General features: G+C 69.3%; 25 protein-coding genes and 1 pseudogene. 18 read left to right on the top strand and 8 right to left on the bottom strand.

Annotated features, from left to right (window positions below; genetic code table 11):
- Window positions 1–3 precede the first annotated feature (3 nt).
- Entirely contained in the window at window positions 4–2,379 is a 2,376-nt protein-coding gene (locus BMZ45_RS11845; protein ID WP_091636681.1) for a 3-hydroxyacyl-CoA dehydrogenase/enoyl-CoA hydratase family protein, read from the bottom strand.
- 116 nt (window positions 2,380–2,495) lie between these two features.
- Entirely contained in the window at window positions 2,496–3,116 is a 621-nt protein-coding gene (locus BMZ45_RS11850) for a TetR/AcrR family transcriptional regulator (RefSeq protein WP_091636684.1), read from the bottom strand.
- A 219-nt stretch (window positions 3,117–3,335) separates the two neighbouring features.
- Here BMZ45_RS11850 and ndk point away from each other — a divergent pair, with 219 nt between their 5' ends.
- From ndk to BMZ45_RS11905, 11 genes and pseudogenes are all read left to right on the top strand, one after another.
- Window positions 3,336–3,761, top strand: a complete 426-nt coding sequence (gene ndk, locus BMZ45_RS11855) for a nucleoside-diphosphate kinase (protein WP_055906769.1) — start codon at window positions 3,336–3,338, stop codon at window positions 3,759–3,761.
- A gap of 108 nt (window positions 3,762–3,869) precedes the next feature.
- A complete protein-coding gene (rlmN, locus tag BMZ45_RS11860) occupies window positions 3,870–5,051 on the top strand; it encodes a 23S rRNA (adenine(2503)-C(2))-methyltransferase RlmN (protein ID WP_091637230.1) in 1,182 nt (393 codons plus the stop codon).
- A gap of 10 nt (window positions 5,052–5,061) precedes the next feature.
- Window positions 5,062–5,886, top strand: coding sequence for a type IV pilus biogenesis/stability protein PilW (gene pilW / locus BMZ45_RS11865; protein WP_091636687.1), 825 nt, complete (start codon window positions 5,062–5,064; stop codon window positions 5,884–5,886).
- Window positions 5,886–6,701: a helix-turn-helix domain-containing protein gene (locus BMZ45_RS11870; RefSeq protein ID WP_091637231.1), complete on the top strand. Its 816-nt coding sequence runs from the start codon at window positions 5,886–5,888 to the stop codon at window positions 6,699–6,701. Before pilW ends, BMZ45_RS11870 begins: the two co-directional genes overlap by 1 nt.
- A 114-nt stretch (window positions 6,702–6,815) precedes the next feature.
- Window positions 6,816–7,445 (top strand): YfgM family protein, encoded by a 630-nt coding sequence (locus BMZ45_RS11875; protein WP_091636690.1) that lies wholly within the window; start codon window positions 6,816–6,818, stop codon window positions 7,443–7,445.
- A 14-nt stretch (window positions 7,446–7,459) separates the two neighbouring features.
- Window positions 7,460–8,680 carry an outer membrane protein assembly factor BamB gene (gene bamB / locus BMZ45_RS11880; protein WP_091636692.1) on the top strand — a complete coding sequence of 407 codons (1,221 nt, stop codon included), beginning with the start codon at window positions 7,460–7,462 and terminating at the stop codon, window positions 8,678–8,680.
- Between the two features lie 307 nt (window positions 8,681–8,987).
- Complete coding sequence (gene der, locus BMZ45_RS11885) at window positions 8,988–10,388, top strand: ribosome biogenesis GTPase Der (protein ID WP_091636695.1); 1,401 nt, start codon at window positions 8,988–8,990, stop codon at window positions 10,386–10,388.
- A 67-nt stretch (window positions 10,389–10,455) separates the two neighbouring features.
- The gene (locus tag BMZ45_RS11890; RefSeq protein ID WP_091636698.1) at window positions 10,456–11,064 is read left to right on the top strand and encodes a molybdenum cofactor guanylyltransferase; all 609 of its coding nucleotides are present in this window, start codon (window positions 10,456–10,458) and stop codon (window positions 11,062–11,064) included.
- An 8-nt stretch (window positions 11,065–11,072) separates the two neighbouring features.
- Window positions 11,073–12,287 (top strand): molybdopterin molybdotransferase MoeA, encoded by a 1,215-nt coding sequence (gene glp / locus BMZ45_RS11895; protein WP_091637232.1) that lies wholly within the window; start codon window positions 11,073–11,075, stop codon window positions 12,285–12,287.
- 52 nt (window positions 12,288–12,339) lie between these two features.
- Window positions 12,340–13,476: pseudogene (gene moeB / locus BMZ45_RS11900) on the top strand (molybdopterin-synthase adenylyltransferase MoeB); the annotation flags it as partial.
- Window positions 13,477–13,552: 76 nt separating this feature from the next.
- The gene (locus tag BMZ45_RS11905; protein WP_175489050.1) at window positions 13,553–14,557 is read left to right on the top strand and encodes a DUF2272 domain-containing protein; all 1,005 of its coding nucleotides are present in this window, start codon (window positions 13,553–13,555) and stop codon (window positions 14,555–14,557) included.
- Here the strand turns inward: BMZ45_RS11905 and BMZ45_RS11910 are convergent.
- The 3 genes from BMZ45_RS11910 to BMZ45_RS11920 all read right to left on the bottom strand — a co-directional run bounded on the left by BMZ45_RS11910 (window position 14,554) and on the right by BMZ45_RS11920 (window position 16,855).
- On the bottom strand, window positions 14,554–15,357 hold the full coding sequence (locus tag BMZ45_RS11910) for an alpha/beta hydrolase (RefSeq protein WP_254776619.1): 804 nt from the start codon (window positions 15,355–15,357) through the stop codon (window positions 14,554–14,556). The genes BMZ45_RS11905 and BMZ45_RS11910 overlap by 4 nt on opposite strands.
- Window positions 15,358–15,476: 119 nt before the next feature.
- Window positions 15,477–16,547, bottom strand: a complete 1,071-nt coding sequence (locus tag BMZ45_RS11915) for a threonine aldolase family protein (protein WP_217643195.1) — start codon at window positions 16,545–16,547, stop codon at window positions 15,477–15,479.
- Window positions 16,544–16,855 (bottom strand): DUF1244 domain-containing protein, encoded by a 312-nt coding sequence (locus BMZ45_RS11920; protein ID WP_091636710.1) that lies wholly within the window; start codon window positions 16,853–16,855, stop codon window positions 16,544–16,546. The genes BMZ45_RS11915 and BMZ45_RS11920 overlap by 4 nt, the downstream gene beginning before the upstream one ends.
- 69 nt (window positions 16,856–16,924) lie before the next feature.
- On the opposite strand from BMZ45_RS11920, the gene folD reads away from it, so the two are divergent.
- From folD to guaA, 4 genes are all read left to right on the top strand, one after another.
- Window positions 16,925–17,800, top strand: a complete 876-nt coding sequence (gene folD, locus BMZ45_RS11925; protein WP_254776620.1) for a bifunctional methylenetetrahydrofolate dehydrogenase/methenyltetrahydrofolate cyclohydrolase FolD — start codon at window positions 16,925–16,927, stop codon at window positions 17,798–17,800.
- Between the two features lie 249 nt (window positions 17,801–18,049).
- Window positions 18,050–19,507 carry an IMP dehydrogenase gene (guaB, locus tag BMZ45_RS11930; RefSeq protein ID WP_091636714.1) on the top strand — a complete coding sequence of 486 codons (1,458 nt, stop codon included), beginning with the start codon at window positions 18,050–18,052 and terminating at the stop codon, window positions 19,505–19,507.
- Window positions 19,508–19,510: 3 nt separating this feature from the next.
- Window positions 19,511–19,834 carry a hypothetical protein gene (locus BMZ45_RS11935; protein ID WP_091636716.1) on the top strand — a complete coding sequence of 108 codons (324 nt, stop codon included), beginning with the start codon at window positions 19,511–19,513 and terminating at the stop codon, window positions 19,832–19,834.
- Window positions 19,831–21,399, top strand: a complete 1,569-nt coding sequence (guaA, locus tag BMZ45_RS11940) for a glutamine-hydrolyzing GMP synthase (RefSeq protein ID WP_091636718.1) — start codon at window positions 19,831–19,833, stop codon at window positions 21,397–21,399. The genes BMZ45_RS11935 and guaA overlap by 4 nt, the downstream gene beginning before the upstream one ends.
- Before the next feature lie 247 nt (window positions 21,400–21,646).
- Here guaA and BMZ45_RS11945 read toward each other — a convergent pair whose 3' ends face one another.
- Window positions 21,647–23,182 carry an MFS transporter gene (locus BMZ45_RS11945; protein WP_091636720.1) on the bottom strand — a complete coding sequence of 512 codons (1,536 nt, stop codon included), beginning with the start codon at window positions 23,180–23,182 and terminating at the stop codon, window positions 21,647–21,649.
- Window positions 23,183–23,454: 272 nt separating this feature from the next.
- Here BMZ45_RS11945 and BMZ45_RS11950 point away from each other — a divergent pair, with 272 nt between their 5' ends.
- Both BMZ45_RS11950 and tadA read left to right on the top strand, forming a co-directional pair.
- On the top strand, window positions 23,455–24,336 hold the full coding sequence (locus BMZ45_RS11950; protein ID WP_091637234.1) for a LysR family transcriptional regulator: 882 nt from the start codon (window positions 23,455–23,457) through the stop codon (window positions 24,334–24,336).
- 62 nt (window positions 24,337–24,398) lie between these two features.
- Window positions 24,399–24,878, top strand: a complete 480-nt coding sequence (gene tadA / locus BMZ45_RS11955) for a tRNA adenosine(34) deaminase TadA (RefSeq protein WP_256374554.1) — start codon at window positions 24,399–24,401, stop codon at window positions 24,876–24,878.
- A gap of 170 nt (window positions 24,879–25,048) precedes the next feature.
- On the opposite strand, the gene BMZ45_RS11960 is transcribed toward tadA, so the two are convergent.
- Together BMZ45_RS11960 and BMZ45_RS11965 are read right to left on the bottom strand one after the other, a co-directional pair.
- Window positions 25,049–25,534, bottom strand: a complete 486-nt coding sequence (locus BMZ45_RS11960; RefSeq protein WP_091636722.1) for a DUF2721 domain-containing protein — start codon at window positions 25,532–25,534, stop codon at window positions 25,049–25,051.
- 70 nt (window positions 25,535–25,604) lie between these two features.
- On the bottom strand, window positions 25,605–26,090 hold the full coding sequence (locus tag BMZ45_RS11965) for a DUF2721 domain-containing protein (RefSeq protein WP_091636724.1): 486 nt from the start codon (window positions 26,088–26,090) through the stop codon (window positions 25,605–25,607).
- Window positions 26,091–26,167: 77 nt separating this feature from the next.
- Between BMZ45_RS11965 and orn the strand changes: the two genes are divergently transcribed.
- The gene (orn, locus tag BMZ45_RS11970; RefSeq protein ID WP_091636726.1) at window positions 26,168–26,734 is read left to right on the top strand and encodes an oligoribonuclease; all 567 of its coding nucleotides are present in this window, start codon (window positions 26,168–26,170) and stop codon (window positions 26,732–26,734) included.
- The last annotated feature ends 239 nt before the right edge of the window (window positions 26,735–26,973 follow it).

Genomic DNA, 26,973 nt, shown 5'->3' on the forward strand with positions numbered 1-26,973 from the left:
CGCTTAGTTACGGAGCGGCTTGCCGGTCTTGAGCATGTGCGCGATGCGCTCCTGCGTCTTGGGCATCTGCGCCAGGGCGACGAAGTGTTCGCGCTCCAGCTTGAGCAGCCATTCCTCGTCGACCAGCGCGCCGCGGTCGACTTCGCCGCCGCAGATCACGGTGGCGATGCGGGTGGCGATCTCGTAGTCGTGCGGCGAGATGAAGCGGCCTTCCAGCATGTTGACCAGCATCATCTTGAAGGTCGCGATGCCGACGTCGCCGGCGACCTGGACGCGGCGGCCGGGCAGGGGCGGACGGTAGCCGCTCTCGGCCAGGGCGCGGGCCTGGGCCTTGGCCACGTGCAGCAGTTCGAAGGCGTTGAACACCACCGCGTCGCCGTCGCGCGCCAGCTTGAGCTCGCGCGCCTCGAAGGCCGAGCTCGAGACCTTGGCCATGGCCACGGATTCGAACGCGGGCTTGAGCTGGGCGAACACGTCGCCGCCCGGGCCGGCCGCTTCGGAGGCGCGCACCGCGAACTCCTTCAGACCGCCGCCGGCCGGCAGCAGGCCGACGCCGGCCTCGACCAGGCCGATATAGCTTTCCAGCGCGAACACGCTCTTGGCCGCGTGCATCTGGAACTCGCAGCCGCCACCCAGGGCCAGGCCGCGCACCGCCGCGACCACCGGCACCAGCGAATACTTGATGCGCTGGCTGGTGGCCTGGAAGTTGGCGACCATGGCCTCGAAGCCCTTGAGGTCGCCGGCCTGCAGCAGGCCGAGCGCGCCGGACAGGTCGGCGCCGGCCGAGAACGGCTCCTTGGGCTGCCAGATCACCACGCCCTTGAACTTCTTTTCGGCGATGCCGATCGCTTCCTGGATGCCGTTGAGCACGTGGTCGTTGACCGTGTGCATCTTGGTCTTGAAGCTGATCACCGCGATGTCGTCGCCGTCGTCCGCCCACAGGCGGATGCCGTCGTTCTCGAACACGGTCTGGCCTTGCGAGAACTTCTCGCCGAGCAGGGCGTCGGGGAAGCGCTGGCGCGCATAGACCGGGTTGGACGAGCGCGCGACCTTGGCGTTGCGGCCCGGGCTGTAGCTGCCGTCGGCGCCGTGCACGCCGTCGCGGCCGTCGAACACCCAGTTCGGCAGCGGCGCGGGCGCCATCGCCTTGCCGGCCACGATGTCCTCGGCGATCCAGTCGGCGACCTGCTTCCAACCCGCGGCCTGCCAGGTCTCGAACGGGCCCAGCGACCAGCCGTAGCCCCAGCGCATCGCGAAGTCGACGTCGCGCGCGGTGTCGGCGATCGATTCCAGGTGGAAGGCGCTGTAGTGGAAGCTGTCGCGGAACACCGCCCACAGGAACTGCGCCTGCGGATGGCTGCTGGCGCGCAGGGCGGCGAACTTCTTGGCCGGATCGCGCTCCTTGAGCAGGGCGGCGACTTCGGCATCGGGCTCGCCGGCCGAAACGCGGTAGTCCTGGGCCTTCAGGTCCAGCACCAGGATGTCCTTGCCGCGCTTGGTGTAGACGCCGGCGCCGGTCTTCTGGCCCAGCGCGCCCTTTTCGATCAGCGCGGCCAGCCACTTGGGCGCCTTGAAGTACTGATGCCACGGGTCGTCGGGCAGGGTGTCGGCCATGGTCTTGATGACGTGGGCCATGGTGTCCAGGCCGACCACGTCGGCGGTGCGATAGGTCGCCGACTTCGGGCGCCCGATCGCCGGACCGGTCAGGGCGTCGACGGTGTCGAAGCCCAGGCCGAACTGCTCGGTGTGGTGCATGGCGGCCAGCATCGAGAACACGCCGATGCGGTTGCCGATGAAGTTCGGGGTGTCCTTGGCGATCACCACGCCCTTGCCCAGGGTGGTGGTGAGGAAGGTTTCCAGGCCCTCGAGCACGCTGGCGTCGGTGCCGCGCGCCGGGATCAGCTCGGCCAGGTGCATGTAGCGCGGCGGATTGAAGAAGTGCACGCCCAGGAAGCGGTGGCGCAGTTCCTCGGGCAGCACCTCGGCCAGCTTGTTGATGCCCAGGCCGGAGGTGTTGGAGGCCAGCACGGTGTGCGCGGCCACGTAGGGCGCGATCTTCTTGTACAGGTCCTGCTTCCAGTCCATGCGCTCGGCGATGGCCTCGATGATCAGGTCGCAGTCGCGCAGCTGTTCCAGGCCGGTTTCGTAGTTGGCCGCGCCGATGCGCTCGGCCAGGCCCTTGCTGGCGAGCGGGGCGGGGCTGAGCTTGCCCAGGTTCGCGATCGCCTTGGCGACGATGCCGTTGGGGTCGCCCTCCTTGGCCGGCAGGTCGAACAGCACCGTGTCGACGCCCGCGTTGGTCAGGTGCGCCGCGATCTGCGCGCCCATGACGCCGGCGCCCAGGACCGCGGCACGGCGGACAAGCAATTTATTAGACATCGTCTGCAACTCCTTGGATTGATTGCATTTTTATTGCCGCGCCAAGGCGGAAACGGAGGCGGAGCCGCCGATGGGGTCGCCCGGACGCGCTAGGAAATAAAGACGTGGCGCCGCGCTCAGCTCTTGAAGCCGGCGGCGGCGAAACGAATCAGTTCGCGGCCCGCGCGCTCGCGATGCGCCGCCTCGCTGACGCCGGCGGGGCGCTTGATCAGGCCGAAGTCGGCCATGGCATAGGTCAGGGCGCCGGCCAGGAAGTCCAGGCGCCAGTACAGCTCTTCCTTGCTCAGGCCCGGCACCGCGGCCGCGATCGCCTTGGCGAACTCGCGCAGCACGTGGCCGTAGTGGTCGGACAGGAACTTGCGCAGGCTGTCGTTCTTCTCGGCGTAGGCGCGGGCGACCACGCGCACGAAGGCGGCGCCGCCGTGGCGGTCCTGGGCCAGGGCCAGGGCCGGCTCCACGAACGCGGCCAGGATCGGCTCCAGTTCGCCCGGATGCTGTTGCACAGCCTCCTGCAGGGCGCTCAGGCGCTGCCGGCTCATGTCGTCCATGCGTCGGCGGAACACCTCGTTGACCAGGTTTTCCTTGCTGCCGAAGTGGTAGTTGACCGCCGCGATGTTGACGTCGGCGCGGCTGGTCACCTGGCGCAGCGAGGTGCCGGTGAAGCCGAATTGGGCGAACAGCTCCTCGGCGGCGCCGAGAATGCGGTCCTTGGTGGAGAAATGCGCGGTGGCGGCCATGGGGCTCCGGGGCTGGGCTGAATCAAACGCTTGTTTGATCCTAGTCCCGCCCCGGCCGGATCGTCAACGGATTTTCAGCACAACCGTGCAAATCGCCTGACCGATCCGGTAGAATTACCGTAGCCATATTGGCTAAACCCGCGTCCTGTCGCGGGTTTTTCTGTTATTCTCGGGCCCTCGCAAGGAAGCAGCAGCGGCCCGCCTACCCGGAGAATTTCCATGGCGCTGGAGCGCACCCTGTCCATCATCAAGCCCGACGCCGTCGCCAAGAACGTCATCGGTGAGATCTACACGCGCTTCGAGAAGGCGGGCCTGAAGGTCGTCGCCTCCAAGATGAAGCACCTCTCCAAGCAGGAAGCCGAAGGTTTCTACGCCGTGCACCGCGAGCGTCCGTTCTTCGCCGCCCTGGTCGAATTCATGATCAGCGGCCCGGTGGTGATCCAGGCGCTGCAGGGCGAGAACGCCGTGCTCAAGCACCGCGACCTGATGGGCGCCACCAATCCGAAGGACGCCGCGCCGGGCACCATCCGCGCCGACTTCGCCGACAGCATCGACGCCAATGCCGTGCACGGCTCGGACAGCCTGGAGAACGCCGCGATCGAGATCGCGTACTTCTTCCCGGCCACCGACGTCTACGCGCGCTAAATCGCCGTGACCGAGCTGCGCGCCACCACGAACGATCTTCCGCACGCCGGCGATGCGCCGGCGTCGGCTACGCCCGTGAGCGCGCAAGCCCTCGCCAACGACGTCGCGATCGCGGCGACGCAGCCGGCCACGCCCGGCTACGTCGCCGTCGATCCGAGCAAGACCAATCTGTTCGATCTCGACCGCGTCTCGCTGGAAGACTTCTTCGAGCAGACCCTGGGCGAGAAGCGCTTCCGCGCGCACCAGGTGATGAAGTGGATCCACCACCGCTACGTCACCGACTTCAACGACATGACCGACCTGGGCAAGGCGCTGCGCGCCAAGCTCGAGCAGCACGCGCAGGTGCGCGTGCCGCAGGTGGTGTTCGACAAGGCCTCCGCCGACGGCACCCACAAGTGGCTGCTGGGCATGGACCCGAAGAACGCGATCGAAACGGTGTTCATTCCCGACAAGGGCCGCGGCACCCTGTGCGTGTCCTCGCAGGTCGGTTGCGCCTTGAACTGCCAGTTCTGTTCCACCGCCACCCAGGGCTTCAACCGCAACCTGTCGACCGCCGAAATCATCGGCCAGGTCTGGGTGGCGGCGCGCCATCTGGGCAACGTCCCGCATCAGCAGCGCAAGCTCACCAACGTGGTGATGATGGGCATGGGCGAGCCGCTGGCGAATTTCGACAACGTCGTGCGCGCCATGAGCATCATGCGCGACGACCTGGGCTACGGCCTGGCCAACAAGCGCGTGACGCTGTCTACCGCCGGCATGGTGCCGATGATCGACAAGCTCGGCGAGGTCAGCGACGTCTCGCTGGCGGTCTCGCTGCACGCGGCCAACGACGAGTTGCGCAGCGAGCTGGTCCCGCTCAACAAGAAGTACCCGATCGCGCAGCTGATGGAAGCCTGCGTGCGTTACGCGCTGCGCAAGCGCGGCACCTCGGTGACCTTCGAGTACACCCTGATGAAGGGCGTCAACGATCAGCCTCAGCACGCGCGTCAGCTGCTGCGTCTGCTGCGTCAGTTCGATAACGCGGTGCAGATGAAGGACGCGGCCAAGGTCAACCTGATCCCGTTCAATCCGTTCCCGGGCACGCGCTACGAGCGCCCGGACGACGCCGCGATCCGCAGCTTCCAGAAGCTGCTCAACGACGCCGGCATGATCGCGCCGGTGCGCCGCACCCGTGGCGACGACATCGACGCGGCCTGCGGCCAGCTCAAGGGCCAGGTCATGGACCGGACCCGGCGCCAGGCCGAATTCCGCAAGAAACTCGAATCTCAAGGGCTGGGCGATGCGGCTTGAAGGACGCGCGATGTGGGCCAGGTGGCCGTTGTGGGCGGTGCTGTTGGCGCTGGCCGCGACCGGCTTGTCCGGCTGCAAGCGCCTGACCTTCGTGCGGCCGAACTTCGACAAGACCAATTACGAGCACACCGGCCCCGATTACGCGGTGCGCGACGATAAGCGCACCAAGGACGCCTCGGTCGCGCGTACCCGGGTCCAGCTGGCTCAGGCCGCGCTGCGCAACGGCGACCTCGACGGTGCCGAGCGCGACGCTCGCACCGCGCTCAAGGCCGACCCGCGTTCGGTCGAGGCCGTGACCATCCTGGGCGCGGTCGCCGAACGCCGCGGCGACATGGCCGGGGCAGGGCAGCACTACAAGAAGGCGGTCGAGCTAGCGCCCGAGCGCGGCGCCTTCCTCAACAACTACGGCGCCTGGCTGTGCGCCAGCGGCCACGCCGCCGAATCGCTGAGCTGGTTCGACCGCGCCCTGGCCGACAGCGCCTATGCCACCCCGACCGCGGCGCTGGCCAATGCCGGCAGTTGCGCCGCCACCGCCGGCCAGACCCAGCGCGCCGAGCGCGACCTGCGCACCGCGCTGGCCCTGGACGCCAACAACGCCCTGGCCCTGGGCGGCCTGGCGCGGATCGAGCTGCAGAAGGGCAATGCCTTCGAGGCCCGGGCTTTTTCTGAACGCAGGCTGGCTGCCGCCCCGGCGGATCCGGACGCGCTGGTGCTTGCGTCACAAATCGAACAAAAACTCGGCGACACGGCTGCCGCCGCAAGATACGTTCAGCGTCTACGGGCGGAGTTCCCTGACGCGCAGGGCTCCGGGACAGGGGATGACGGTAAGCGATGATGCTTTCTAACGAAGTCGCGCCTGACGGCGGGGGTAGCTGTGGCGCGCGCCTGAAACTTGCCCGCGAACGGGCCGGTCTGTCGCACGCGGACGTGTCCGCGCGCCTCAAGATGCCGACCCGCGTGGTGCAGGCGCTGGAAGAAGACGATCTGCAGCGCATCGGCGCGCCGGTGTTCGTGCGCGGCCAGCTGCGCAGCTATGCGCGCCTGCTCGGGGTCGATCTGGAACCCGAACTCGACCGCGTCGCCGTCGCCCAATTGGCGCCGTCGCAGCTGGTCAGCCACACCCACACGCCGCGCTACCGCCGCGTGTTCGAACAAGCCACCCGTCGCGCGATCTACATCGTGCTGACCGCCGCGATCGCGGTGCCGGTGTGGCTGGCCACGCGTCCGCACCTGGACAGCAACTTGGCCGTGCAGTCGCTGGACGTGCCGGCCAGCGCGCTGAGCGCCGGCGCCACGCCCTCCACCGAACCCGCCGCCGCGGCGCAGCGCACCCCGCTGATCGCCTCGATGGCGCCGCTGCCGGCCGCGCCGGCGGCGCAAGCGCAGACCGCCTTGTCGCTGAACTTCACCGGCGACAGCTGGGTGCAGGTCTACGCGACCGACGGCAGCACCCTGGAGCAGGGCTTGCTCGGCGCCGGCGAACGCCGCAACTACGCCGCCGGCGAAGTCGCGCGCGTGGTGCTGGGCAACTCGTCCGCGGTCGAAGTGCAGCAGGCGGGTCAACCCGTCGATCTGGCGCCGTTCAGCCGCGCGAACGTCGCGCGCTTTACGCTATCCTCTGACGGTTCCCTCGCGCCGGTCTCCGACTGACCCGCGACGCGGGTCTGCGCATGCCCCGGTAATCCGGCATGTCCCTCACTGGCCCGCACCGCGGGCCGGTCATATTCCTTTGGGCTCCAGCCGGTCGGCGGAGCGAGATGAACGATGGCGATCGACGATCTGGCTGACGAACACGAACAAAGCGAACGCGTACTGGAGTGGCTGCGCCGCAACGGCGCCGGACTGATCGGCGGCATCGCCCTGGGTCTGGCCGCGATCGGCGGCTGGAAGTGGTGGGAGAACCATCAGGTCCAGCAGCAGGCGCAAATCGCCAACCAGTATCAGGCCGCGCTCGACGCGATCGAGGCCAAGGACAAGGGCGCCGAAGCCAAGGTCAAGGCGCTGGGCCAGAACACCTATCACACGCTCGCCGCGCTGCGCCTGGCGCAGTCGCAGGTGGTCGCCAACCAGCGCGACGCGGCGATCGCGACCCTGCGCTCGATCCAGTCCGAGGATCCGGCCATCGCCGAGATCGTCAATCTGCGCCTGGCGCGTCTGCTGATCGACGCCAAGCAGGCCGACGCCGCGCTCAAGCTGCTCGCCAACGCGACCACGCCCACCGCCATCGCGGTGCGCGGCGACGCCCAGCTGGCCCTGGGCCAGCGCGCCAAGGCGCAGGAAGCGTATACGCAGGCGATGACCAAGCTGGACGTGGCCTCGCCGCAGCGCCGCCTGCTCGAACTCAAGCTCACCGAAGCCGGCGGTTCCCCGGTCAAGCCCGAGGCCAAGTCTTGATGAAGGTTGCAGCCATGACCCCCAGCCGCACCGCAGTCCGCGTTTCCGCCGTCCTGATGTGCGCCTTCGCGCTGGCCGGCTGCTCCACCGTCAAGGGCTGGTTCGGCGGCAGCAAGAAGGACGACGGCAAGCCCAACGAGCCGGTCGAACTGACCGACATCACCCCGACCGCCAACGTCGCCAAACTGTGGTCGACGCACGCCGGCAAGGGCGAGGACCGCATGGGCGTGCGCCAGGGCCCGACCATCGCCGACGGCCGCGTCTACGCCGCCGCGATCGAAGGCGGCGTGCACGCCTTCGATCTGCAGACCGGCAAGTCGATCTGGGACTACCTGCCGATGCGTCAGGGCGAGGACGCCAAGAAGAAGGACAAGGACATCCGCCTCTCCGGCGGCCCCGGCGTGGGCGAAGGCCTGGTCGTGGTCGGCAGCCTGGAAGGCGACGTGATCGCGCTGGATGCCGCCAGCGGCGCCGAGAAGTGGCGCGCCAAGGTCGGCAACGAAGTCATCGCCGCGCCTGCGGTGGGCATGGGCCTGGTGTTCGTGCGTTCCAACGACGGCCGCCTGAGCGCGTTCGACGCCGCCAGCGGCGAGCGCCGCTGGTTCTGGACCCGCGACGTGCCGATGCTGTCGCTGCGCGGCAACGACGCGCCGGTGCTGGGCCCGGGCTTCGTCTTCGTCGGCAACGACGACGGCACCGTGGTCGCGCTGTCGGCCACCGACGGCCGCCCGATGTGGGAACAGGCCGTGTCGCAGCCGGAAGGCCGCACCGAGCTGGACCGCATGGCCGACATCGACGGCACCCCGGTGCTGGAAGGCAGCACGCTGTACGCGAGCAGCTTCAAGAAGCAGACCGTGGCGATCGACGGTCCCAGCGGCCGCCCGATGTGGAACAGCGAGCACGGCGGCGCCGGCCGCATCGGCGTCAGCGCCGACCGCCTGGTGGTCACCGATCCCACCGGCACCGTGTTCGGCCTGGACAAGGCCGGCGGCAGCGCGATGTGGCAGCAGGCCGGCCTGGCCCGCCGCAACGTCACCGGCGCCGCGATCCAGGGCGATTACGCCGTGGTCGGCGACTTCGACGGCTACGTGCATTGGCTGAAGCTCGACAACGGCGAGTTCGCCGCGCGTCAGCGCGTCGGCGGCAAGGCCCTGCGCGCTGCGCCGGTGGTCTCCGACGGCGTGCTGGTGGTGCAGAACGTCGAAGGCGAGCTGACCGCGTTCAAGCTGCAGTAAAGGCAAGGCGGGTCCGGACGGCGTAGACGCCGCCGGATCGCCCGACCGCAGGTACCCGCGGCCCGGGTCGGCTGATCGCCGAGCCGGGCCGTTCGTTTGATCTTTCGGGGCTGGCCCAGGCCGCCCTGGACGGCGCCGCCACGCGGCGCCCGCAGTCGCGTCCCGGCCGCCGAAGGCGCCATCGCGGCCGCTCTGGCACTATGTCGGCCTGTCGCAGCCCTGCATTCGCGCGGGCGCCGGCCACCGAACCCGTATCGCGGCGGTCTTCCGCCCGGTCCCATCCCGTTCCTCTTTCCGGCTTCACATCATGCTTCCGTTAGTTGCCCTCGTTGGCCGCCCCAACGTCGGAAAATCCACCTTGTTCAACGCGCTCACGCGCAGCCGCGACGCCCTGGTCCACGACCAGCCCGGCGTTACGCGCGACCGTCACTACGGCGTCTGCCGTCCCGAGGGCCTGCGCCCATTCGCGGTGGTCGACACCGGCGGCATCGCCGGCGAGGACGAAGGGCTGGCCGGCGCGACCGCGCGCCAGGCCCGCGCCGCCGCCGAGGAAGCCGACCTGGTGCTGTTCATCGTCGACGGCCGCGAAGGCGCCTCGGCCCTGGACGACGACATCCTCAAGTGGCTGCGCAAGGCCGCGCGTCCGACCTTGCTGGTGGTCAACAAGACCGACGGCATCGACGTCCAGGCCGCGCTCAACGATTTCGCGCGCTACGGCTTCAGCGACCGCGTCGCGGTGTCCTCGGCGCATCGCCAGGGCATCGACCGCCTGCTCGAGGAAGTGCTGGCCAAGCTGCCGGAAGAGGGCACCCAGGCCGAGCTCGACAGCGATCCCTCGCGCATCCGCGTGGCCTTCATCGGCCGCCCCAACGTGGGCAAGTCGACCCTGGTCAATCGCCTGCTCGGCGAAGAACGCATGATCGCGTCCGAAGTGCCGGGCACCACCCGCGATTCGGTCGCCATCGACATGGAACGCGACGGCCGCCTCTATCGCCTGATCGACACCGCCGGCCTGCGCCGCAAGTCGCGCGTCGAGGAAGCGGTGGAGAAGTTCTCCATCATCAAGACCCTGCAGGCGATCGAGCAGTGCCAGGTCGCGGTGGTGATGCTGGACGCGGGCGAGGGCGTGACCGACCAGGACGCCAGCGTGCTCGGCTATGCGCTGGACGCCGGCCGCGCGCTCGTGGTCGCCGTCAACAAGTGGGACGGTCAGACCGACTACCAGCGCCAGCAGACCGAAAACCTGCTGGTGCGCAAGCTCGCGTTCGTCGATTGGGCCGAAGCGGTGCGCATCAGCGCCAAGCACGGCTCCGGCTTGCGCGAGCTGTTCAACGCCGTGCATCGCGCGCACGACTCGGCGACCCGCGAGTTCGCCACCGCCGAAGTCACCAAGGCCCTGGAAATCGCCTACGAGACCAACCCGCCGCCGGTGGTGCGCGGTCACGTCGCCAAGCTGCGCTACGCCCACCCGGCGGCCAGCAACCCGCCCACCTTCGTCGTCCACGGCACCCGCCTGCGGACCCTGGCCGACAGCTACAAGCGCTACCTGGAAAACTTCTTCCGCAAGCGCTTCAAGCTGGTCGGCACGCCGGTGCGTTTCATCTTCAAGGAAGGCACCAACCCTTACGAGGGCAAGAAGAACGTGCTGACCGAGAAGCAGGTGGCGAAGAAGCGGCGCTTGATCCGGCATGTGAAGCGCGGGAAGTGAGATTGGGCGCGGGTGCGTTGCGCTCGCGTTGTATGCCTACGTTGGCGGGAATGACGAGCAGAAGCTCATGCAAGCGCATCCTCCCGCCAGCCACATACCCCCCGCCGACCTAAGCCTGGGCCTCCTGGCCGGCGGCCGCGCCACCCGCCTGGGCGGCCTCGACAAGGCCTGGCTCGAACGCGACGGCCTTGCCCAGGTCCTGCACCTGAGCCGGCGCTACGCGGCGCAGACCGGCGCGATCCTGATCAGCGCCAATCGCGAGCTCGAGCGCTACGCCAGCCAAGGCCTGCGCGCCGTCCCCGATCTGCACCAGGACCGGGGCCCGCTCGGCGGTCTGGAGGCGCTGGCGACGGCCGTCTCGACGCCCTGGCTGCTGACCCTGCCGGTCGACGCCTTGCACCCGCCCGCGGATTTGCCCGCGCGCCTGGCTGCCGCCGGCGCCCACGGCGCTTGCGCGATCGACGAAGACGGCCTGCAGCCGCTGTTCGCGCTATGGCGCGTGGATGCGCTGCGCCCGGCCCTGCGTGCGGCGCTCGCACAGGGCCGCCTCGCGGTGCAGCAGTTGCAGACCGAACTGGGCATGGCGCGCGTGCGCTGCGATGGCCTACGCTTCGGCAACCTCAACACGCACGACGATCTGGCCGCGGCCGGGATCGTCGCGCCCGCACGCGATTGATCGAAGCCATGCATGAGTTCCCGACCGGCCTGAGCTACGACGAAGCCATCGCCATCGTCGCCGAGGTCGCGGCCGCGCATCGCCTCGATACCGAGAACCTGGCCCTGCCGCGCTGCCACGGCCGCGTGCTGGCCCAGGACGTGGACGCGCCGCTGGCGCTGCCGCCGTTCGACAACAGCGCGATGGACGGCTACGCCTTCCGTCATGCCGATCTGGCCGGGCAGGGCGCCGGCCTGCGCCTGGCCGGCGAGCAGTTCGCGGGCGCCGCGCTCGCGCCCGCGCTCGCGGCGGGCCAGTGCCTGCGCATCACCACCGGCGCCCCCCTGCCGGCCGGCGCCGACACCGTCGCGATCAAGGAAAACGTGCAGCTCGACGGCGAGCGCGTGCGCATCCCCGCCGACACCGCCCGCGGCGCGAACGTGCGCTACGCCGGCGAAGACGTGCGCGTGGGCGAGCGAGTGCTGCACGCGGGTCAGGCGCTGACGCCGGCGCGGGTGTCGCTGGCCGCATCGCTGGGGCTGCCCTCGCTGAGCGTGGCGCGGCGCCCGACCGTGGCGGTGTTCACCACCGGCGACGAACTGGTCGAACCCGGCTTGCCGCTGGGCCCGGGCCAGATCCACGACAGCAATCGCGACCTGCTGATGGGGCTGCTGCGCGCCGACGGCCTGGAGCCCACCGCCTGGCCGCGCCTGCCCGACGATCCGCGCCAGGTCGAGATCGCGCTGCGCGACGCCGCCTGCGCCTTCGACCTGATCCTGACCTGCGGCGCGGTCTCGGCCGGCGAGAAGGATCACGTGCCGGCAGTGCTGGCCGCGTTCGGGCGCACGCATTTCTGGAAGGTGCGCATGAAGCCGGGCATGCCCTTGCTGTTCGGTAGCCTGGACCAGGCCCGCTTCCTCGGCCTGCCGGGCAATCCGGTCTCGGTGATGGCGACCTATCTGACCTTCGGACGCGCCCTGATCGACGGTCTGCAGGGCCGCGGCGAAGCGCGGCCGCGCTGGCGCGCGCGCCTCACCGATGCGATCGACAAGACCCACCCGCGTCGCGAGTTCATTCGTGCGCGTCTGTCCGCGGGCGAGGACGGCAGCCTGTACGCCGATCCCAATCCGGCCACCGGCTCGCACCGTCTGCGCGCGGCCGCCGATTCCAATGCCCTGATCGTGATCGGCGAAGGCCCGCAGACCCTGCCCGCCGGCGCGGTGGTCGAGGTGCTGGCGTACTGATGCGCGCAACGCTGCGTCGCCGCCGGCGCCGCACAGCGCCACCGCGAAGGCGGATAATCGCGACATGAGCATCGAACGCATCACCCCGGCCGAAGCCCTGCGCCGGCAACGCGCGGGCGCGGTATTGATCGACGTGCGCGAAGCCCACGAACGCGCCGCCGGCCGCGCCGAGCGCGCGCTGGGCGTGGCCCGCACCGAATTGGAAACCGACCCCGCCAGCGTCGCCGACCGCGACGCCGAGGTCCTGCTGATTTGCCAGTCCGGCGCGCGTTCGCTGCTGGCCGCGCAAGCGCTGCTCGAGGCCGGCTACGCGCGCGTGGCTTCGGTCGACGGCGGCACCGCGCGTTGGATCGCCGAAGGCCTGCCGCTGGCGCCGCCGGATGCGCAGGCCGATTTCTACGACCGCTATTCGCGCCATCTGCGTCTGCCGGAAGTGGGCGAGGACGGGCAGCGCCGGCTGCAGGCCGCGCGCGTGGCCATGGTCGGCGCGGGCGGGTTGGGTTCGCCGGCCGCGTACTACCTGGCGGCGGCCGGCATCGGCACGCTGGTGCTGGCCGACGACGACCGCGTCGATCGCAGCAACCTGCAGCGCCAGATCCTGCACACCGAAGCGCGCATCGGCACCCCCAAGGTCGAGTCCGCGCGGATCGCGCTGACCGCCTTGAATCCGCACATCGAGGTGATCGCGTTTCCCGAGCGCATCGATTCGGGCAACGTCGAGCGCCTGATCGCCGACGCCGATGTGGTCATCGACGGCGCCGACAATTTCCCGGTGCGCTATCTGCTCAACGACGCCTGCGTGAAGCTGGGCAAGCCGCTGATCTACGGCGCCGTGCATCGCTTCGAAGGCCAGACCAGCGTGTTCGATGCCGGCCGCCAACGCGGCCAGGCGCCGTGCTACCGCTGCCTGTTCCCGGAGCCGCCGCCGCCGGAAGCCGCGCCCAACTGCGCCGAGGCCGGCGTGCTCGGCGTGCTGCCGGGGGTGATCGGCCTGTTGCAGGCGACCGAGGCGATCAAGCTGATCCTGGGCGTGGGCGAACCGCTGCGCGGACGCTTGCTGCATTTCGACGCGCTGGGCATGCGCTTTCGCGAAACCCGCCTGCGTCCCGATCCGGGCTGCGCGGTGTGCGCGCCGGGCCTGGCCTTCCCTGGTTACATCGACTACGCCGCGTTTTGCGCCGCGCATTGAGCGCGACGATGTGAAAACGGCCGACACACGGACTGTGCGACGTTCGCTCCATCGGGGATAGCCGATGGAGCGGAGCATGCGGGCAGGGTGGGCGACGATAGCGCTGTGGCTGGCCATGGCCCTGCTACCCGCACACGCCAGCGGCGTCTGCGTTCCCGCCGCCGGGCCCGACAGCTACGCCAACCGCATCGCCGCGATCGCCTGCCAGGAGAACGCGCTGTGGTTCGGCGCCTTCATCGACGGCGACGGCCGCCTGGCCAGCACCACCGTCGCCGAAGCCGAGACCTCGCGCCTGCGCGATGCCAGCACCCCGGCCTGGCGCCGCGTCGCCGACTACTGGAAGGGCAGCGGCCTGCTGTGGCAGATGAGCGGTTTCGCCGGCGCCAGCGAATGCGGCTATTCGCCGGCCGCCGATCCCGACCAGATGCGCGTCGCCAACGCCTCCTGTCGCGCCTTCCTGATCGACAACCCCTGGTCGGCGGTATTCGTGTCCTACGTGATGAACCGCGCCGGCGTGCCCAACTTCCGCGCCTCGGCCAGCCATATCGATTACGTGCGCGACGCCTACCTGCATCCCGACAGCAGCCCGTACACCTTCGCCGATCCCGACACCACCGCGCCCGCGCCGGGCGACCTGCTGTGCTTCGTGCGCGCCTCGGCCACGAGCTACGGCCACGCGGGCCTCAAGGCCTTCCTGGATCGCGACCAGGGCGCCTTGAACATGCATTGCGACATCGCCGCCAGTATCGACCGCGGCAAGCTCTATCTGATCGGCGGCAACGTGCTGCAGAGCGTGACCCTGCGCGAACTCAACCTCAATGCCAGCGGTCTGCTATGGGGGCTGCCGCGCCGCGGCGGTGCGTCCGCGGACTGCCGCCCCGGCCACGAGGCGGGCTGCAGCTTCAATCGTCAGGACTGGGCCGCGCTGCTCAAGCTCAAGACCATGGTGCCGACCACGCCCGCGCCGACCCTGACCCCGGTACGCAACTGCTGCGAGGTCTGTCCGCTGCCGATCCCCGCAGGCATGCAGCGCTGCCCGGCCGCGTCGCCGCTGCCGCAGGCGCCCGCGCCGGCGAACTAACGCGCCGCGTCGGCGACCGCGAAGAACTCGCGCAAGGCCTGCTCGAACGCGGGCTGCGCGCCGATGCTGCTGTGGTCGGCCTGCGACAGCGCCACCACTGTCGGCGGCGTCGCCAGCGCGGCGATCAGGCGATCCGTATTGCCGGCCGGGATCACCTGGTCCAGGCCCGCGCGCACCACCAGGGTCGGTCCGCGATAGCCCGCCAACCAACGCGCCGATTCGAAACGATCGCGCACCAGCCAGCCCACCGGCAGCAGCGGATAGTGCGACTGCGCGACCGAAGCCAGGCTGTCGAACGGCGTCACCAGGGCCAGCCGCGCCACCGGCCGTTGCGAGGCGACATGGCTGGCCACGCCGCTGCCCAGGCTGCAGCCGATCACGTCGATGGGCTGGCCCGGATGGGCGGCGCGCACGCGGTCGTAGAAGCTCAGCGCGTCGCCGAACAGGGCCGCCTCGCTGGGCTGGCCGTCGCTGGCGCCGAAGCCGCGGTAGGCGAGCAGGTAGACGCTGCGATCGGGGAACAAACGCGCAAGCTGGTCGCGACGCGCCTCGATGCGCTCGGCGTTGCCGCCGAAATAGAGCAGCGGGCGCGGCGCGTCCGGATTCACCGCCCAGCCGCGCAACTGCAGGCCCTCGCGTTCCAGCACGAAATCGGTGCTGGCCGGATCGACGCGCGTGTGTTGGCCGTAATAGATCAGGTCGCGCTGCTTGGCGTACATCAGGCCGCAGATGCCGGCGTAGACCACGGCCGGCAGCCCCAACATCGCCATCAAGGCATGCCTCGAGACTTTGAGCGCCATCGTCTCCCCCTGGCCGATACCGCGGTTGCGAACGGTTACGACTATGACCAACGTCGAACGCGTCTGGCAACGGGCGTCCGACCGCTGCCAGTCTCGGAAAGCCGGCGCGAAGGCCGCGTCTAGGCCGCCGCGACCACCGCGTCGATCTGCTCGGGCGTGGTCGCGTAGCTGGTCACCAGGCGCAGGAAACGCTGCTCGGCGGCGATCGCGAAACCCTCGGGCAGGCCGCGGCTGGACCAGCCCGCGCAGACGATGCCGGCCTCGCGCCAACGCGCGTCCAGCGCCGCCGGCACCACCGCGAACACCTCGTTGGCCTGGGTCGGCCAGGGCTGGCGCACGCCGGGCAGGGCGGCCAGCGCCGCAGCCAGGCGCGCCGCCATCGCATTGGCGTGCAGGGCGTTGTCGCGCCAATGCCCGTCCTGCAGATAGGCGGCCATCTGCGCGCCGAGCAGGCGGCTCTTGGACAGGGTGTGACCGGCGCGCTTGCGCTGGAACGGCAGCGACGCGGCCAGCTCCGGCTCGAACATCAGCACCGCCTCGCAGGCCAGCGCGCCGTTCTTGGTCGCGCCGAAGGTGATCGCGTCGAAGCCGGCCTGCCAGCTCATCGCGGCGGCACTGCAGTCCAGCGCCACCAGGGCGTTGGCGTAGCGCGAGCCGTCGAGGTGGCAGCGCAGGCCGTGCTGGCGCGCCAGCGCGGTCAACGCCTGCAGCTCGTCCAGGCTATAGAGCGTGCCTGCCTCGGTGACCTGCGACAGCGACAGCACCGCCGGCTGCACGCTGCGCGCGACGCCGGGGCTGAGGCGGGCGAGGGCGTCGGTCAGGCCCTGCGGGGTGATCTTGCCGGCCACGCCGGGAATGCCGATCAGCTTGGCGCCGCCGCTGTAGAACTCCGGCGCGCCGCATTCGTCCTCGAGGATATGGCTCTCGGCATGGCACAGCACCGCGCCCCAGGGCGGGCACAGCGCGGCCAGGGCCAACGCGTTGGCGGCGGTGCCGGTGGCGGTCAGGCAGACCTGCAGCGGTCGCTCGAACAGTTCGGCCAACGCGGCCTCGGCCTGGGCGCAGTAGCGGTCGGCGCCGTAGGAGGGCTCGGCGTCGGCGTTGGCGCGCACGATCGCGTCCAGCACCCGGGTGCTGGCGCCGACCACGTTGTCGCTGGCCAGGTTGATGCGCACGGCGGGCCCGCTCATCGCGGATGCGCGCGCTGCGCGGCCTCGAACGCGGCCAGCTGCTCGGGCGTGGCCTCGGCCTGATGCTGGGCCTTCCATTGCGCGAAGGGCTGGCCGTAGACCGCCTCGCGCGCTTCGTCGCGGGTCATGCCGATGCCGCGCGACTCGGCGGCCTCGCGGTACCAGTCGGCCAGGCAGTTGCGGCAGAAGCCGGCCAGGATCATCAGGTCGATGTTCTGCACGTCCGGGCGGTCCTGCATCAGGTGCTGGCGCAGGCGCCGGAACGCGGCGGCCTCGATGGCGATGGTGTCGTGATCGATTTCGTTCATGGCGGTTCGGCCGGTACGTCGTGAATGGGGGATAATGCGCGGCCCAGAACCCGACGCCAATCCCGCCTCATGACGTCCGCTCCGACCCCGGCCCGCATCCTCGACGGCAAGCGCATCGCCGAAGACCTGCTCGACAATCTCAAGGCCCGGGTCGACGCGCGCGTGGCGGCCGGCCTGTCGCGGCCCGGCCTGGCCGTGGTCCTGGTCGGCAACGACCCGGCCTCCAGCGTCTACGTCAAGAACAAGCGCCGCGCCGCGCAGAAGGTCGGCATCCGCGCGATCGACTACGACCTGCCGGCCAGCACCAGCGACGCCGAGCTGCTGGCCCTGGTCGACCGCCTCAACGCCGATCCCGAGGTCCACGGCATCCTGGTCCAACTGCCGCTGCCGGACCGCCGCGACGGCACCGCCCTGATCCACCGCATCGATCCGCGCAAGGACGTCGACGGCTTCCACCCCGAAAACGTCGGCCACCTCGCGCTGCGCCAGTTCGGCCTGCGCCCGTGCACCCCGCGCGGCATCACCACGCTGCTGGGCTATACCGACCGTCCCGTGCGCGGGCAGAGCGCCACCATCGTCGGCGTCAGCAACCACGTCGGCCGGCCGATGGCGCTGGAGCTGCTGATCGCCGGTTGCACCGTCACCAGCTGCCACAAGTTCACCCCGCCCGAAGTGCTGGAAGCCTCGGTGCGCGGCGCCGACATCCTGGTGGTGGCCGCCGGCCGCCCGGGCCTGATTCCGGGCGAATGGGTCAAGCCCGGCGCGGTGGTCATCGACGTCGGCATCAACCGCCTCGACGACGGCCGCCTGGTCGGCGATATCGGCTTCGAGGCCGCCGCCCAGCGCGCCAGCTGGATCACCCCGGTCCCCGGCGGCGTCGGCCCGATGACGGTCGCCACACTGATGCAGAACACCCTGGAAGCGGCCGAAGCGTCCGGCGGCTGAGCTCCGCGGCTTCGGGGTAGGAGCGGCGTCAGCCGCGACCGCGAAGCCACGGCAAACCTGCGCGAGTCTCGGCTCAGGCCGCTGCTCCCCCAAGGCGGGGCACCCAACCCGCATCTGGTAGCCCGGATCGGGACCGCACCCAGCCCTAGTGGCGCATCCGCCCGCGGAACGCCGAATTCCACCCGTCGCCCCAGCGTCGCGGCTCCGGTTCGGGTTACAATGACGCGCTTCATCCTCCCGGGCCCGCCCATGCTGCGCATCCAGGCTGAAGCGCTTACCTACGACGATGTGTCTCTCGTCCCCGCGCATTCGAATGTCCTGCCTAAGGACGTAAACCTCTCCACGCGCCTGACCCGCGACCTGTCGATTCGCCTGCCGATCCTGTCGGCGGCCATGGACACCGTCAGCGAGGCCCGTCTCGCGATCGCGCTGGCCCAGCTCGGCGGCATCAGCATCCTGCACAAGAACATGAGCCTGGAAGCCCAGGCCGCGCAGGTCGCCAAGGTCAAGAAGTTCGAGGCCGGGGTGATCCGCGAACCGTTCACGGTGGGCCCGGCGACCACGATCGGCGAAGTGCTCAAGCTGACCCGCGCGCGCAACATCTCCGGCGTGCCGGTGGTCGACGGCGGTCAGCTGGTCGGCATCGTCACCAGCCGCGACATGCGCTTCGAGACCAAGCTCGACGATCCGGTCCGCCACATCATGACCAAGCAAGATCGCCTGGTCACCGTGCACGAAGGCGCCAGCGACGAGGAAGTGCTGCAGCTGCTGCACAAGCACCGCATCGAGAAGATCCTGGTGGTCAACGACGGCTTCGAGCTGCGCGGTCTGATCACGGTCAAGGACATCCAGAAGAAGTCTGACAACCCCAACGCCGCCAAGGACAGCGCCGAGCGCTTGCTGGTCGGCGCCGCGGTCGGCGTCGGCGGCGACACCGAGGCGCGCGTGGAGGCTCTGGCCACGGCCGGCGTGGACGTGATCGTGGTCGATACCGCGCACGGCCATTCGCAGGGCGTGCTGGACCGGGTCCGCTGGGTCAAGAAGAATTTCCCGCAACTGCAGGTGATCGGCGGCAACATCGTCACCGGCGACGCCGCGTTGGCGCTGATGGATCACGGCGCGGACGCGGTCAAGGTCGGCGTTGGCCCCGGCTCGATCTGCACCACGCGCGTGGTCGCCGGCGTCGGCGTCCCGCAGGTCACCGCGGTGGCGATGGTGGCCGAGGCGCTGCAGGACCGCATCCCGCTGATCGCCGACGGCGGCATCCGCTATTCCGGCGACATCGGCAAGGCGCTGGTCGCCGGCGCGTCCACGGTCATGGTCGGCGGCTTGTTCGCGGGCACCGAGGAGGCGCCGGGCGAAATCGAGCTGTTCCAGGGCCGTAGCTACAAGAGCTATCGCGGCATGGGCAGCCTGGGCGCGATGGAGCAGGGCTCCAAAGACCGCTACTTCCAGGACGCCTCCGACGCCGACAAGCTCGTGCCCGAAGGCATCGAAGGCCGGGTGCCGTACCGCGGCTCGCTGGGCGGCGTGGTCCACCAGCTCGCCGGCGGCCTGCGCGCCACTATGGGCTACGTGGGCTGCGCGACGATCGAGGACATGCGCAAGAAGCCCAGCTTCGTGCGCATCACCAACGCCGGCGCCCGCGAAAGCCATGTGCACGACGTCCAGATCACCAAGGAACCGCCGAATTACCGGACGAGCTGATAGATGAGCGGCTATGAGATCGCGACGTTTTCGATCATCGCGGTTTCATGCTTCGTTGCGTTCGTTTTCACGCCAACGTGGCTGCTCTGGACGACAACGGCATCGATGACCGAGCGTAGATTTCTACGCTTGGCCATAACGACGGGATTGCCGGCTTTGATCGTCGCCGGCTTCGGATGGTGGCTGTCCAGCATGTCTTCCGATGAGATCTCGCCGCCGACCTGGTGGGATTCGATGCTTTTCTCGCTCCCGTTAGTCATCGCATCGGCGACGACGACACTGGGTATCTGCCTCGCGCTCGAATGGCTCCATAAGAAGCAACCATGACCGACATCCACAGCGACAAGATCCTGATCCTCGACTTCGGCGCGCAGTACACGCAGCTGATCGCCCGCCGCATCCGCGAGATCGGCGTGTATTGCGAGATCTGGGCCTGGGACCACGACCCGGCCGAGATCGCCGCGTTCGGCGCCAAGGGCATCATCCTGTCCGGCGGCCCCGAATCGACCACCGAAGCGGGCGCGCCCAGCGCGCCGCAGCAGGTGTTCGACGCCGGCCTGCCGATCCTGGGCATCTGCTACGGCATGCAGACCATGGCCAAGCAGCTCGGCGGCGACACCGAAGCGGCCGACCAGCGCGAGTTCGGCCACGCCGAAGTGCAGCTGGTCGCGCACGACCGTCTGTTCGACGGCCTCAAGGACCATCCGGGTTCGCCGCCGCGCCTGGATGTGTGGATGAGCCACGGCGACCACGTCTCCAAGGCCCCGGACGGCTTCGTCGTCACCGCCAAGACCGACCGCATCCCGGTCGCCGCCTTCGCCGACGACGCGCGCCGCTGGTACGGCGTGCAGTTCCACCCCGAAGTCACCCACACCAAGCAGGGCCAGACCCTGCTGCGCCGCTTCGTGGTCGATATCTGCGGCTGCCAGACCTTGTGGGACGCGGCCCACATCATCGAGGACCAGATCGAGCGCGTGCGCGCCCAGGTCGGCAGCGACGAGGTCATCCTCGGCTTGTCCGGCGGCGTCGATTCCTCGGTGGTGGCGGCGCTGCTGCACAAGGCCATCGGCGACCAGCTCACCTGCGTGTTCGTCGACACCGGCCTGCTGCGTTACAACGAAGGCGACCAGGTGATGGCGATGTTCGCCGAGCACATGGGCGTCAAGGTGGTGCGGGTGAATGCCGCCGACCGCTATTTCGAGCGCCTGGCCGGCGTCAGCGACCCGGAAGCCAAGCGCAAGATCATCGGCAACCTGTTCGTCGAGATCTTCGACGAAGAATCGCACAAGCTCGCCAACGCCAAGTGGCTGGCGCAGGGCACGATCTATCCCGACGTGATCGAGTCGGCCGGCAGCAAGACCGGCAAGGCCCACGTCATCAAGAGCCACCACAACGTCGGCGGCCTGCCTGAAGACATGAAGCTGGGCCTGGTCGAGCCGCTGCGCGAATTGTTCAAGGACGAAGTGCGGCGCCTGGGCGTCGAACTCGGCCTGCCGCGCGAGATGGTCTACCGCCATCCGTTCCCGGGCCCCGGCCTGGGCGTGCGCATCCTCGGCGAAGTGAAGCGCGAGTACGCCGACCTGCTGGCCAAGGCCGACCACATCTACATCGACGAACTGCGCAAGGCCGGCCTGTACGACAAGACCAGCCAGGCCTTCGCGGTGTTCCTACCGGTGAAGTCGGTGGGCGTGGTCGGCGACGCGCGCGCCTACGAATGGGTGATCGCGCTGCGCGCGGTCGAGACCATCGACTTTATGACCGCGCACTGGGCGCACCTGCCTTACGACTTCTTGGGCACGGTTTCTAACCGTATTATCAATGAGTTGCGTGGTGTTTCTCGCGTCGTTTATGACATCAGCGGCAAGCCACCGGCGACGATCGAGTGGGAGTAGTCGACCTGCGAGCCACTGGCTCGCAGGTCGACTACTGACCGGCCATGGATGGCCGGGCCGGACCAGCCGAAGCCGAAATGTCGCGCCATGGACGGCAGCCGCGTCTTCGCGAGCCACTGGCTCGCAGGTCGACTACTGACCGGCCATGGATGGCCGGGCCGGACCAGCCGAAGCTGAAGTGTCGCGCCATGGACGGCAGTCCCATGGCTGCCGGGCGCTAGCGCCTCCCTGCTAGCCGCACAGCCGGCTAGGCGGTCGCCAGTTCGCTGCGTTTCGCCAGCCCGAACACCAGCAAGCTCAGCGCTGCGAGCACGCAGACGCCCAGGCCGCCGAACAGCATCACCCACCCGAAGCCGTGCACCAGCGCGGCATGCCCGACGGCTTCGATCGCCGCGGGCGACAGCTCGCCGGCCGCGCCCGGCAGCGAGGCCGGATGGCCGGCCGCGATCCGCTGCGCCATCGCCTGCAACTGAGTCGCGTCCACGGAGGCGGGCAGGGCGCGCTTGAGATAGGACGCGATGCCCGCCAGCAGCAGGAAGCCCATCAGCGCGATGTTGATCGCCAGGGTGATCAGGCGCGCGCTCATGTCGATGCCCGAGGCCATGCCGGCGCGATCGCTGGACACCGCGCCGGTCGCAGTGTTGGTCACCGGTGTGTTGGTCAGTCCCAGCCCGATGCCCGCGATCAGGGCGCCGGGCAGCATGCTCAACCAGCTCGGCTGTTCGACGGCGCTGCCGTAGCGCATCGCCACGAAGCCGATGCCGATCGCGAACAGTCCGCTGGGGATGACCAGGCCCGGGCGATAGCGCAGGGCCAGTCGCTCGGCGATCGGCGGCACCACCAGGGTCGGCAGGGTGTAGGCCAGCAAGGCCAGTCCGGTGGCGACCGCGTCGTAGCCCAACGCGCCCTGGAAGTAGATCGGCAGGTAGATCATGAACGGCCAAAAGCTGAAATTCATGCCGACCGAGCCGACCAGCGCACCGGAAAACTCGCGCGACTTGAACACCGAGAAGTCGAACATCGGGTGCGGCGTGACGCGTTCGACTACCCAGAACGCGACCAGGGCCGCGAACGTCGCCACGACGATGCCGATGCCGGCGGGGCTGGCGTAGCCGAGTTCCGGCCCCTGGGTGATGTAGTAGGTCAGGCCCAGCACCGACAGGGACAGGGTGAGGATGCCGAGCACGTCGAGTCGCTGCGCCTGCGAATCGCGCGACTCCACGATGCCGGCCAGCGCCAGCAGCACGGTCAGCAGGCTCAACGGCGCGTGCACCAGGAACACCCATTGCCAGTTCGACAGCGCCACGATCGCGCCGCCGATGATCGGGCCGAAGCCCAAGCCGATGCCGAACACGATGCCCCAGACCGCGAAGGCCTTGCTGCGCTCGGGGCCCGGCTGGAACTGATGCGAGAGCACGGCGGTCTGGCAGATCAGCATCGCGCCCCCGCTCATGCCCTGCAGGAAGCGCGCGACGATCAGGACCTGCACGTCCTGCGCCAGGCCGCAGATCAGCGAGGTCAGGCCGAACAGGAGCAGGCTGATCAGCAGGATGCGCCTGCGGCCGTAGCGATCGGCGAGGGTGCCGGCGGCCATCAGCACCGTGGTGCAGGCGATGGTGTAGGCATTCATGATCCACTGCATGTCGTTGAAGTCGCCTTGCAGCAATTTCTCCAGCGTCGGCAGGATCACCGGCACGCTGGAAATCTCCAGGCCGAACATCAGGGCGGATAGGGATACGGCGGCCAGCGCGATCGTGTTCTTGCCGGTAGCGGGTGAGTTCATGCGGGGTACTCGGTAATCGAAGCGCGCACGCGTCCGCGCCGCGGGCGACGCGGTGGGGCATCCGGGGCAGAGGAAGGAAACGACCGCCCGGGCGTGCGGAGTCCAGGGCGGCTTGCATGGCCGGTGCCTTGTGCGGCCCAGCCGGTTGCGAGGTCGCTGGCACGTTGGCCGTCGTGCCGAGCGATGCAGGCCATTCTCGGGTCAGTAGTTTCATGATGGAAATGATTTAATTTTGTAGAATTAATTAATTCACATCATGGGTGCTGGCGGCCGTGGACTTCGATCCGACCCTGTTGCGCGCTTTCGTCGCTGTCAAACACTGCGGCGGCTTCACCCGCGCGGCGCAGCGCCTGCACCTGACCCAGTCCGCGGTCAGCCATCAGATACGCCGGCTCGAAGAACAAGTCGGCCGCCCGCTGCTGCATCGCACGACGCGCAGCCTGACCCTGACCGAGGACGGCGAAGACTTCCTGCGCTACGCCGAGCAGATCCTGGAATCGCTGGATGCGTTGAGCCGGCGTTTTCTGCCGTCGCCGGTGTCGGGCATCGTGCGCTTCGGCGTGCCGGAGAACTTCATGGGCGAACGCCTGCCGACCCTGCTGTGCCAGTTCGCACGCGGCTATCCGGCGGTGCGAATGGACGTGAGCGTGGGCATGAACTTCGATCTGCACAGCATGATCGATGCCGACGATCTCGACCTGGCCGTGGTGATTTCCGTGCCCAAGCACGAGCGCGGCACCGTGCTGCGGCGCACACGCCTGGTCTGGATCGCCGCGGACGGCTTCGACCCCGCGCCCGGCGCTTCTTTGCCGCTCGCGTTCTATCCGCCGCCCTGCGTGTACCGGCGCGAAAGCCTGGCCGCACTGGGCCGCACCGACATCGAATGGCATGTGATCTTCACCTCGCCCAGCCATCAGGGCCTGCGCGCGGCCGTGCTGGCCGGGCTGGCGGTGACCGTGCTGACCGTGGACGACCTGGAGCCGGGCATGAAGATCGTCGACGGCCTGTACGGTCTGCCGTCGTTGCCGAAGGCGGATTTCGCCCTGATCTGCGGCGCCGGCGGCAAGACTCCGGCCGCGCTGGAGTTCGGCCGCTTGATCCTGGACATGCCCGAGCCGTCGACGGCCGCGAAACGCGCGAAGGCGAAAGCCTGAATCGCCGTGCGCAGGCGACGCGGCTCGGGGATAATCGCGGTTTACGCGTACGGGTCAGCGGTGTGAGCGAACAGGACGACATCGACGAACGCTGGATGCGCTACGCCCTGGCACTGGCCGAGCGCGCCGAACGCGAGCACGACGAGATCCCGGTCGGCGCGGTGCTGGTCTCGGCCGCGGGCGAGGTCCTGGGCGAGGGCGGCAACCGCAACATCGGCGACCGCGATCCCAGCGCCCACGCCGAGATCGTGGCGATGCGCGAGGCCGGCCGCCGTCTCGACAACCACCGTCTGATCGGCACCACCCTGTACGTGACCCTGGAGCCCTGCGCGATGTGCGCGATGGCGATGGTGCATGCGCGCGTCGCCCGGGTGGTCTACGGCGCCAGCGACCCCAAGACCGGCGCCGCCGGCAGCGTGTTCGACCTGCTCGCCGACCCGCGCCACAACCACCGCGTCGAAGTCCGCGGCGGCGTGCTGGGCGAGGAAGCCGGCAGCCGCCTGACCGCGTACTTCCGACGCAAGCGCGGCAAGACCGACTGAAGCCGCGGTCGCTTTGGGGTAGGCGCGGCGTGAGCCGCGACCGCGTCAATTGAATTGCGGCGCAGGCCGGACACGCACGCGATTGCGCGGCGACGGAATCGCACTACCACCGTGGGCGGGGCATGGCGGTCGCGGCTCACGCCGCTCCTACCCCAAGGCAGGGCGCCGCCTCACTCCACCGGCAGCTTGCGCCCGTCGCGGTCGAACTCGCGCTTGAGCTCGGCGTCCAGCATGGTCACGCTCATGCGCGCCTCGCGGCCCAGGTTGATCGAAGCCGCCAGCACCAGCAGCACGCCCAGCATGGCCAGCCCGGTCGGCACCCCGCGCAGGCGGTAGTCGCTGAACTGGTCGATGCCGATCGACAGGCTGGTGGCCACGAACGCGCTCATCGCCGCGTACAGCAACTGCAGGCAGGTCAGGATCAGCCGGACCCGGCGCCGGTGCTGGATGATGCGCGCCTCCAGATAGGCGCGCGCATCGTCGTTGGTGGTGTCCTCCAACTGCTTGAGCTGCTGGCGCATGCGGTCGACCACGCGCGCCAGGCGGTTGTTCGAGGACACCAGCAAGGACGCGGTCGCGGTCAGGAAGAACGCCGGCGTGATCATCGCCGAGACCACGGCGTAGTGGCCGGCGCTCAGGTTCAGCACATCGCTCATGGGCGCGCTTCCAGGCGGCTAGGTCCCGGTCGGGACGACCCGCCTATGATGCCGCCAGACGCGGCGTTCGTCAGTCGCCGCCGCGCGGGCGCCGGACCTTGGCGCGGCGGTGGCCGTGGTCCATTTCCTCGTTCACCGCTTCCACCGCCAACGACGACTCCAGTGCCAGCAGCACGCTGGCGGCGAACATCGCCAGCACGCCGAACACCGCCAGGATGGTCGGCAGCGAGGCCAGGCGATAGCCCAGGTAGGCGTCGCCGGCGACGGTGAGGCTGGTACCGACGAAGAAGCTGATCGCGGTGTACAGCAGCTGGCTGCCGCGCAGGATGATCTTGCTGCGGCGCTTCTGGCGCGCGATGTGGCGCTCCAGCATTTCGCGCTCCTCCTCGTCCTCGCTCTCGGCCAGTTCCTTCAGCAGCACGCGCGCACGGTCGATCACGCGCGCCAGGCGGTTGTTGGCCGACAGCAGCAGCGAGGCGGTCGCGGTCAGGAAGAACGCGGGCGCCAGCATCGCGGTCAGGATCGCGTAGTGGGCGTAAGCGGCGGTCTGCGACATCGTCCGGGGGAGCGGGGAGGGGAGTGGGCTATGATGCCCCGAACGGACGCATCACGGCGAGGACACGACAGGGGCCCATGACAGCGAAGAACGGCAACGACCACCGACTGATCTGGATCGACCTGGAGATGACCGGGCTCGACACCGACAACGACGCCATCCTGGAGATCGCGACCGTCGTCACCGACGCCCAGTTGCAGGTGCTGGCCGAAGGGCCGGAACTGGCGATCCGCCAGCCGCTGGAACGGCTGATGGCCATGGACGAGTGGAACCGCAACCAGCACAGCAAGTCCGGCCTGTGGCAGCGCTCGCTGGACCAGGGCGTGAGCCTGGAAGAGGCCGAGGAGCGCACCCTGGCCTTCCTGGCGCAATGGGTGGCGCAGAACGCCTCGCCGATGTGCGGCAACTCGATCTGCCAGGACCGCCGCTTTCTGCACCGCCAGATGCCGCGCCTGGAGAAGTACTTCCACTACCGCAACCTCGACGTCAGCACGGTCAAGGAACTCGCGCGCCGCTGGGCCCCCGACGTGCTGGCCGGCGTCGGCAAGGACGCCAAGCACACCGCCCTGAGCGACGTGCACGACTCCATCGCCGAACTGCGCCACTACCGCGCCTCAATGGGCAAGCTGGGCGGCTTGGGCTGAGAAGCCCTGACCCAAGCACGACACGTCGCGCGAACAGCCCGCAGCCCCCTGTAGGAGCGGCGCAAGCCGCGACCACGCCCCCACGAGCACCCGCGCAAGTCGCGGCTTGCGCCGCTCCTACCCCAAGCAGCGCACAGGCACCGCCATCGGCAGCAGACCCGCCCGCTTTCTGTGGGAGCGACGTACGTCGCGATAACGAATCTTCGGCAACCCGCGCAGGTCGCGGCTCACGCCGCTCC

Source organism: Lysobacter sp. cf310 (assembly GCF_900114355.1).
GTDB lineage: Bacteria > Pseudomonadota > Gammaproteobacteria > Xanthomonadales > Xanthomonadaceae > Lysobacter.

Excerpts from the sequence above, each read along its gene's own strand:
- BMZ45_RS11845 (WP_091636681.1), bottom strand. The coding sequence starts at position 2,379 with ATGTCTAATAAATTGCTTGTCCGCCGTGCCGCGGTCCTGGGCGCCGGC.
- BMZ45_RS11850 (WP_091636684.1), bottom strand. The coding sequence starts at position 3,116 with ATGGCCGCCACCGCGCATTTCTCCACCAAGGACCGCATTCTCGGCGCC.
- ndk (WP_055906769.1), top strand. The coding sequence starts at position 3,336 with ATGGCGCTGGAGCGCACCCTGTCCATCATCAAGCCCGACGCCGTCGCC.
- pilW (WP_091636687.1), top strand. The coding sequence starts at position 5,062 with ATGTGGGCCAGGTGGCCGTTGTGGGCGGTGCTGTTGGCGCTGGCCGCG.
- BMZ45_RS11870 (WP_091637231.1), top strand. The coding sequence starts at position 5,886 with ATGCTTTCTAACGAAGTCGCGCCTGACGGCGGGGGTAGCTGTGGCGCG.
- BMZ45_RS11875 (WP_091636690.1), top strand. The coding sequence starts at position 6,816 with ATGGCGATCGACGATCTGGCTGACGAACACGAACAAAGCGAACGCGTA.
- bamB (WP_091636692.1), top strand. The coding sequence starts at position 7,460 with ATGACCCCCAGCCGCACCGCAGTCCGCGTTTCCGCCGTCCTGATGTGC.
- der (WP_091636695.1), top strand. The coding sequence starts at position 8,988 with ATGCTTCCGTTAGTTGCCCTCGTTGGCCGCCCCAACGTCGGAAAATCC.
- BMZ45_RS11890 (WP_091636698.1), top strand. The coding sequence starts at position 10,456 with ATGCAAGCGCATCCTCCCGCCAGCCACATACCCCCCGCCGACCTAAGC.
- glp (WP_091637232.1), top strand. The coding sequence starts at position 11,073 with ATGCATGAGTTCCCGACCGGCCTGAGCTACGACGAAGCCATCGCCATC.
- BMZ45_RS11905 (WP_175489050.1), top strand. The coding sequence starts at position 13,553 with ATGCGGGCAGGGTGGGCGACGATAGCGCTGTGGCTGGCCATGGCCCTG.
- BMZ45_RS11910 (WP_254776619.1), bottom strand. The coding sequence starts at position 15,357 with ATGGCGCTCAAAGTCTCGAGGCATGCCTTGATGGCGATGTTGGGGCTG.
- BMZ45_RS11915 (WP_217643195.1), bottom strand. The coding sequence starts at position 16,547 with ATGAGCGGGCCCGCCGTGCGCATCAACCTGGCCAGCGACAACGTGGTC.
- BMZ45_RS11920 (WP_091636710.1), bottom strand. The coding sequence starts at position 16,855 with ATGAACGAAATCGATCACGACACCATCGCCATCGAGGCCGCCGCGTTC.
- folD (WP_254776620.1), top strand. The coding sequence starts at position 16,925 with ATGACGTCCGCTCCGACCCCGGCCCGCATCCTCGACGGCAAGCGCATC.
- guaB (WP_091636714.1), top strand. The coding sequence starts at position 18,050 with ATGCTGCGCATCCAGGCTGAAGCGCTTACCTACGACGATGTGTCTCTC.
- BMZ45_RS11935 (WP_091636716.1), top strand. The coding sequence starts at position 19,511 with ATGAGCGGCTATGAGATCGCGACGTTTTCGATCATCGCGGTTTCATGC.
- guaA (WP_091636718.1), top strand. The coding sequence starts at position 19,831 with ATGACCGACATCCACAGCGACAAGATCCTGATCCTCGACTTCGGCGCG.
- BMZ45_RS11945 (WP_091636720.1), bottom strand. The coding sequence starts at position 23,182 with ATGAACTCACCCGCTACCGGCAAGAACACGATCGCGCTGGCCGCCGTA.
- BMZ45_RS11960 (WP_091636722.1), bottom strand. The coding sequence starts at position 25,534 with ATGAGCGATGTGCTGAACCTGAGCGCCGGCCACTACGCCGTGGTCTCG.
- BMZ45_RS11965 (WP_091636724.1), bottom strand. The coding sequence starts at position 26,090 with ATGTCGCAGACCGCCGCTTACGCCCACTACGCGATCCTGACCGCGATG.
- orn (WP_091636726.1), top strand. The coding sequence starts at position 26,168 with ATGACAGCGAAGAACGGCAACGACCACCGACTGATCTGGATCGACCTG.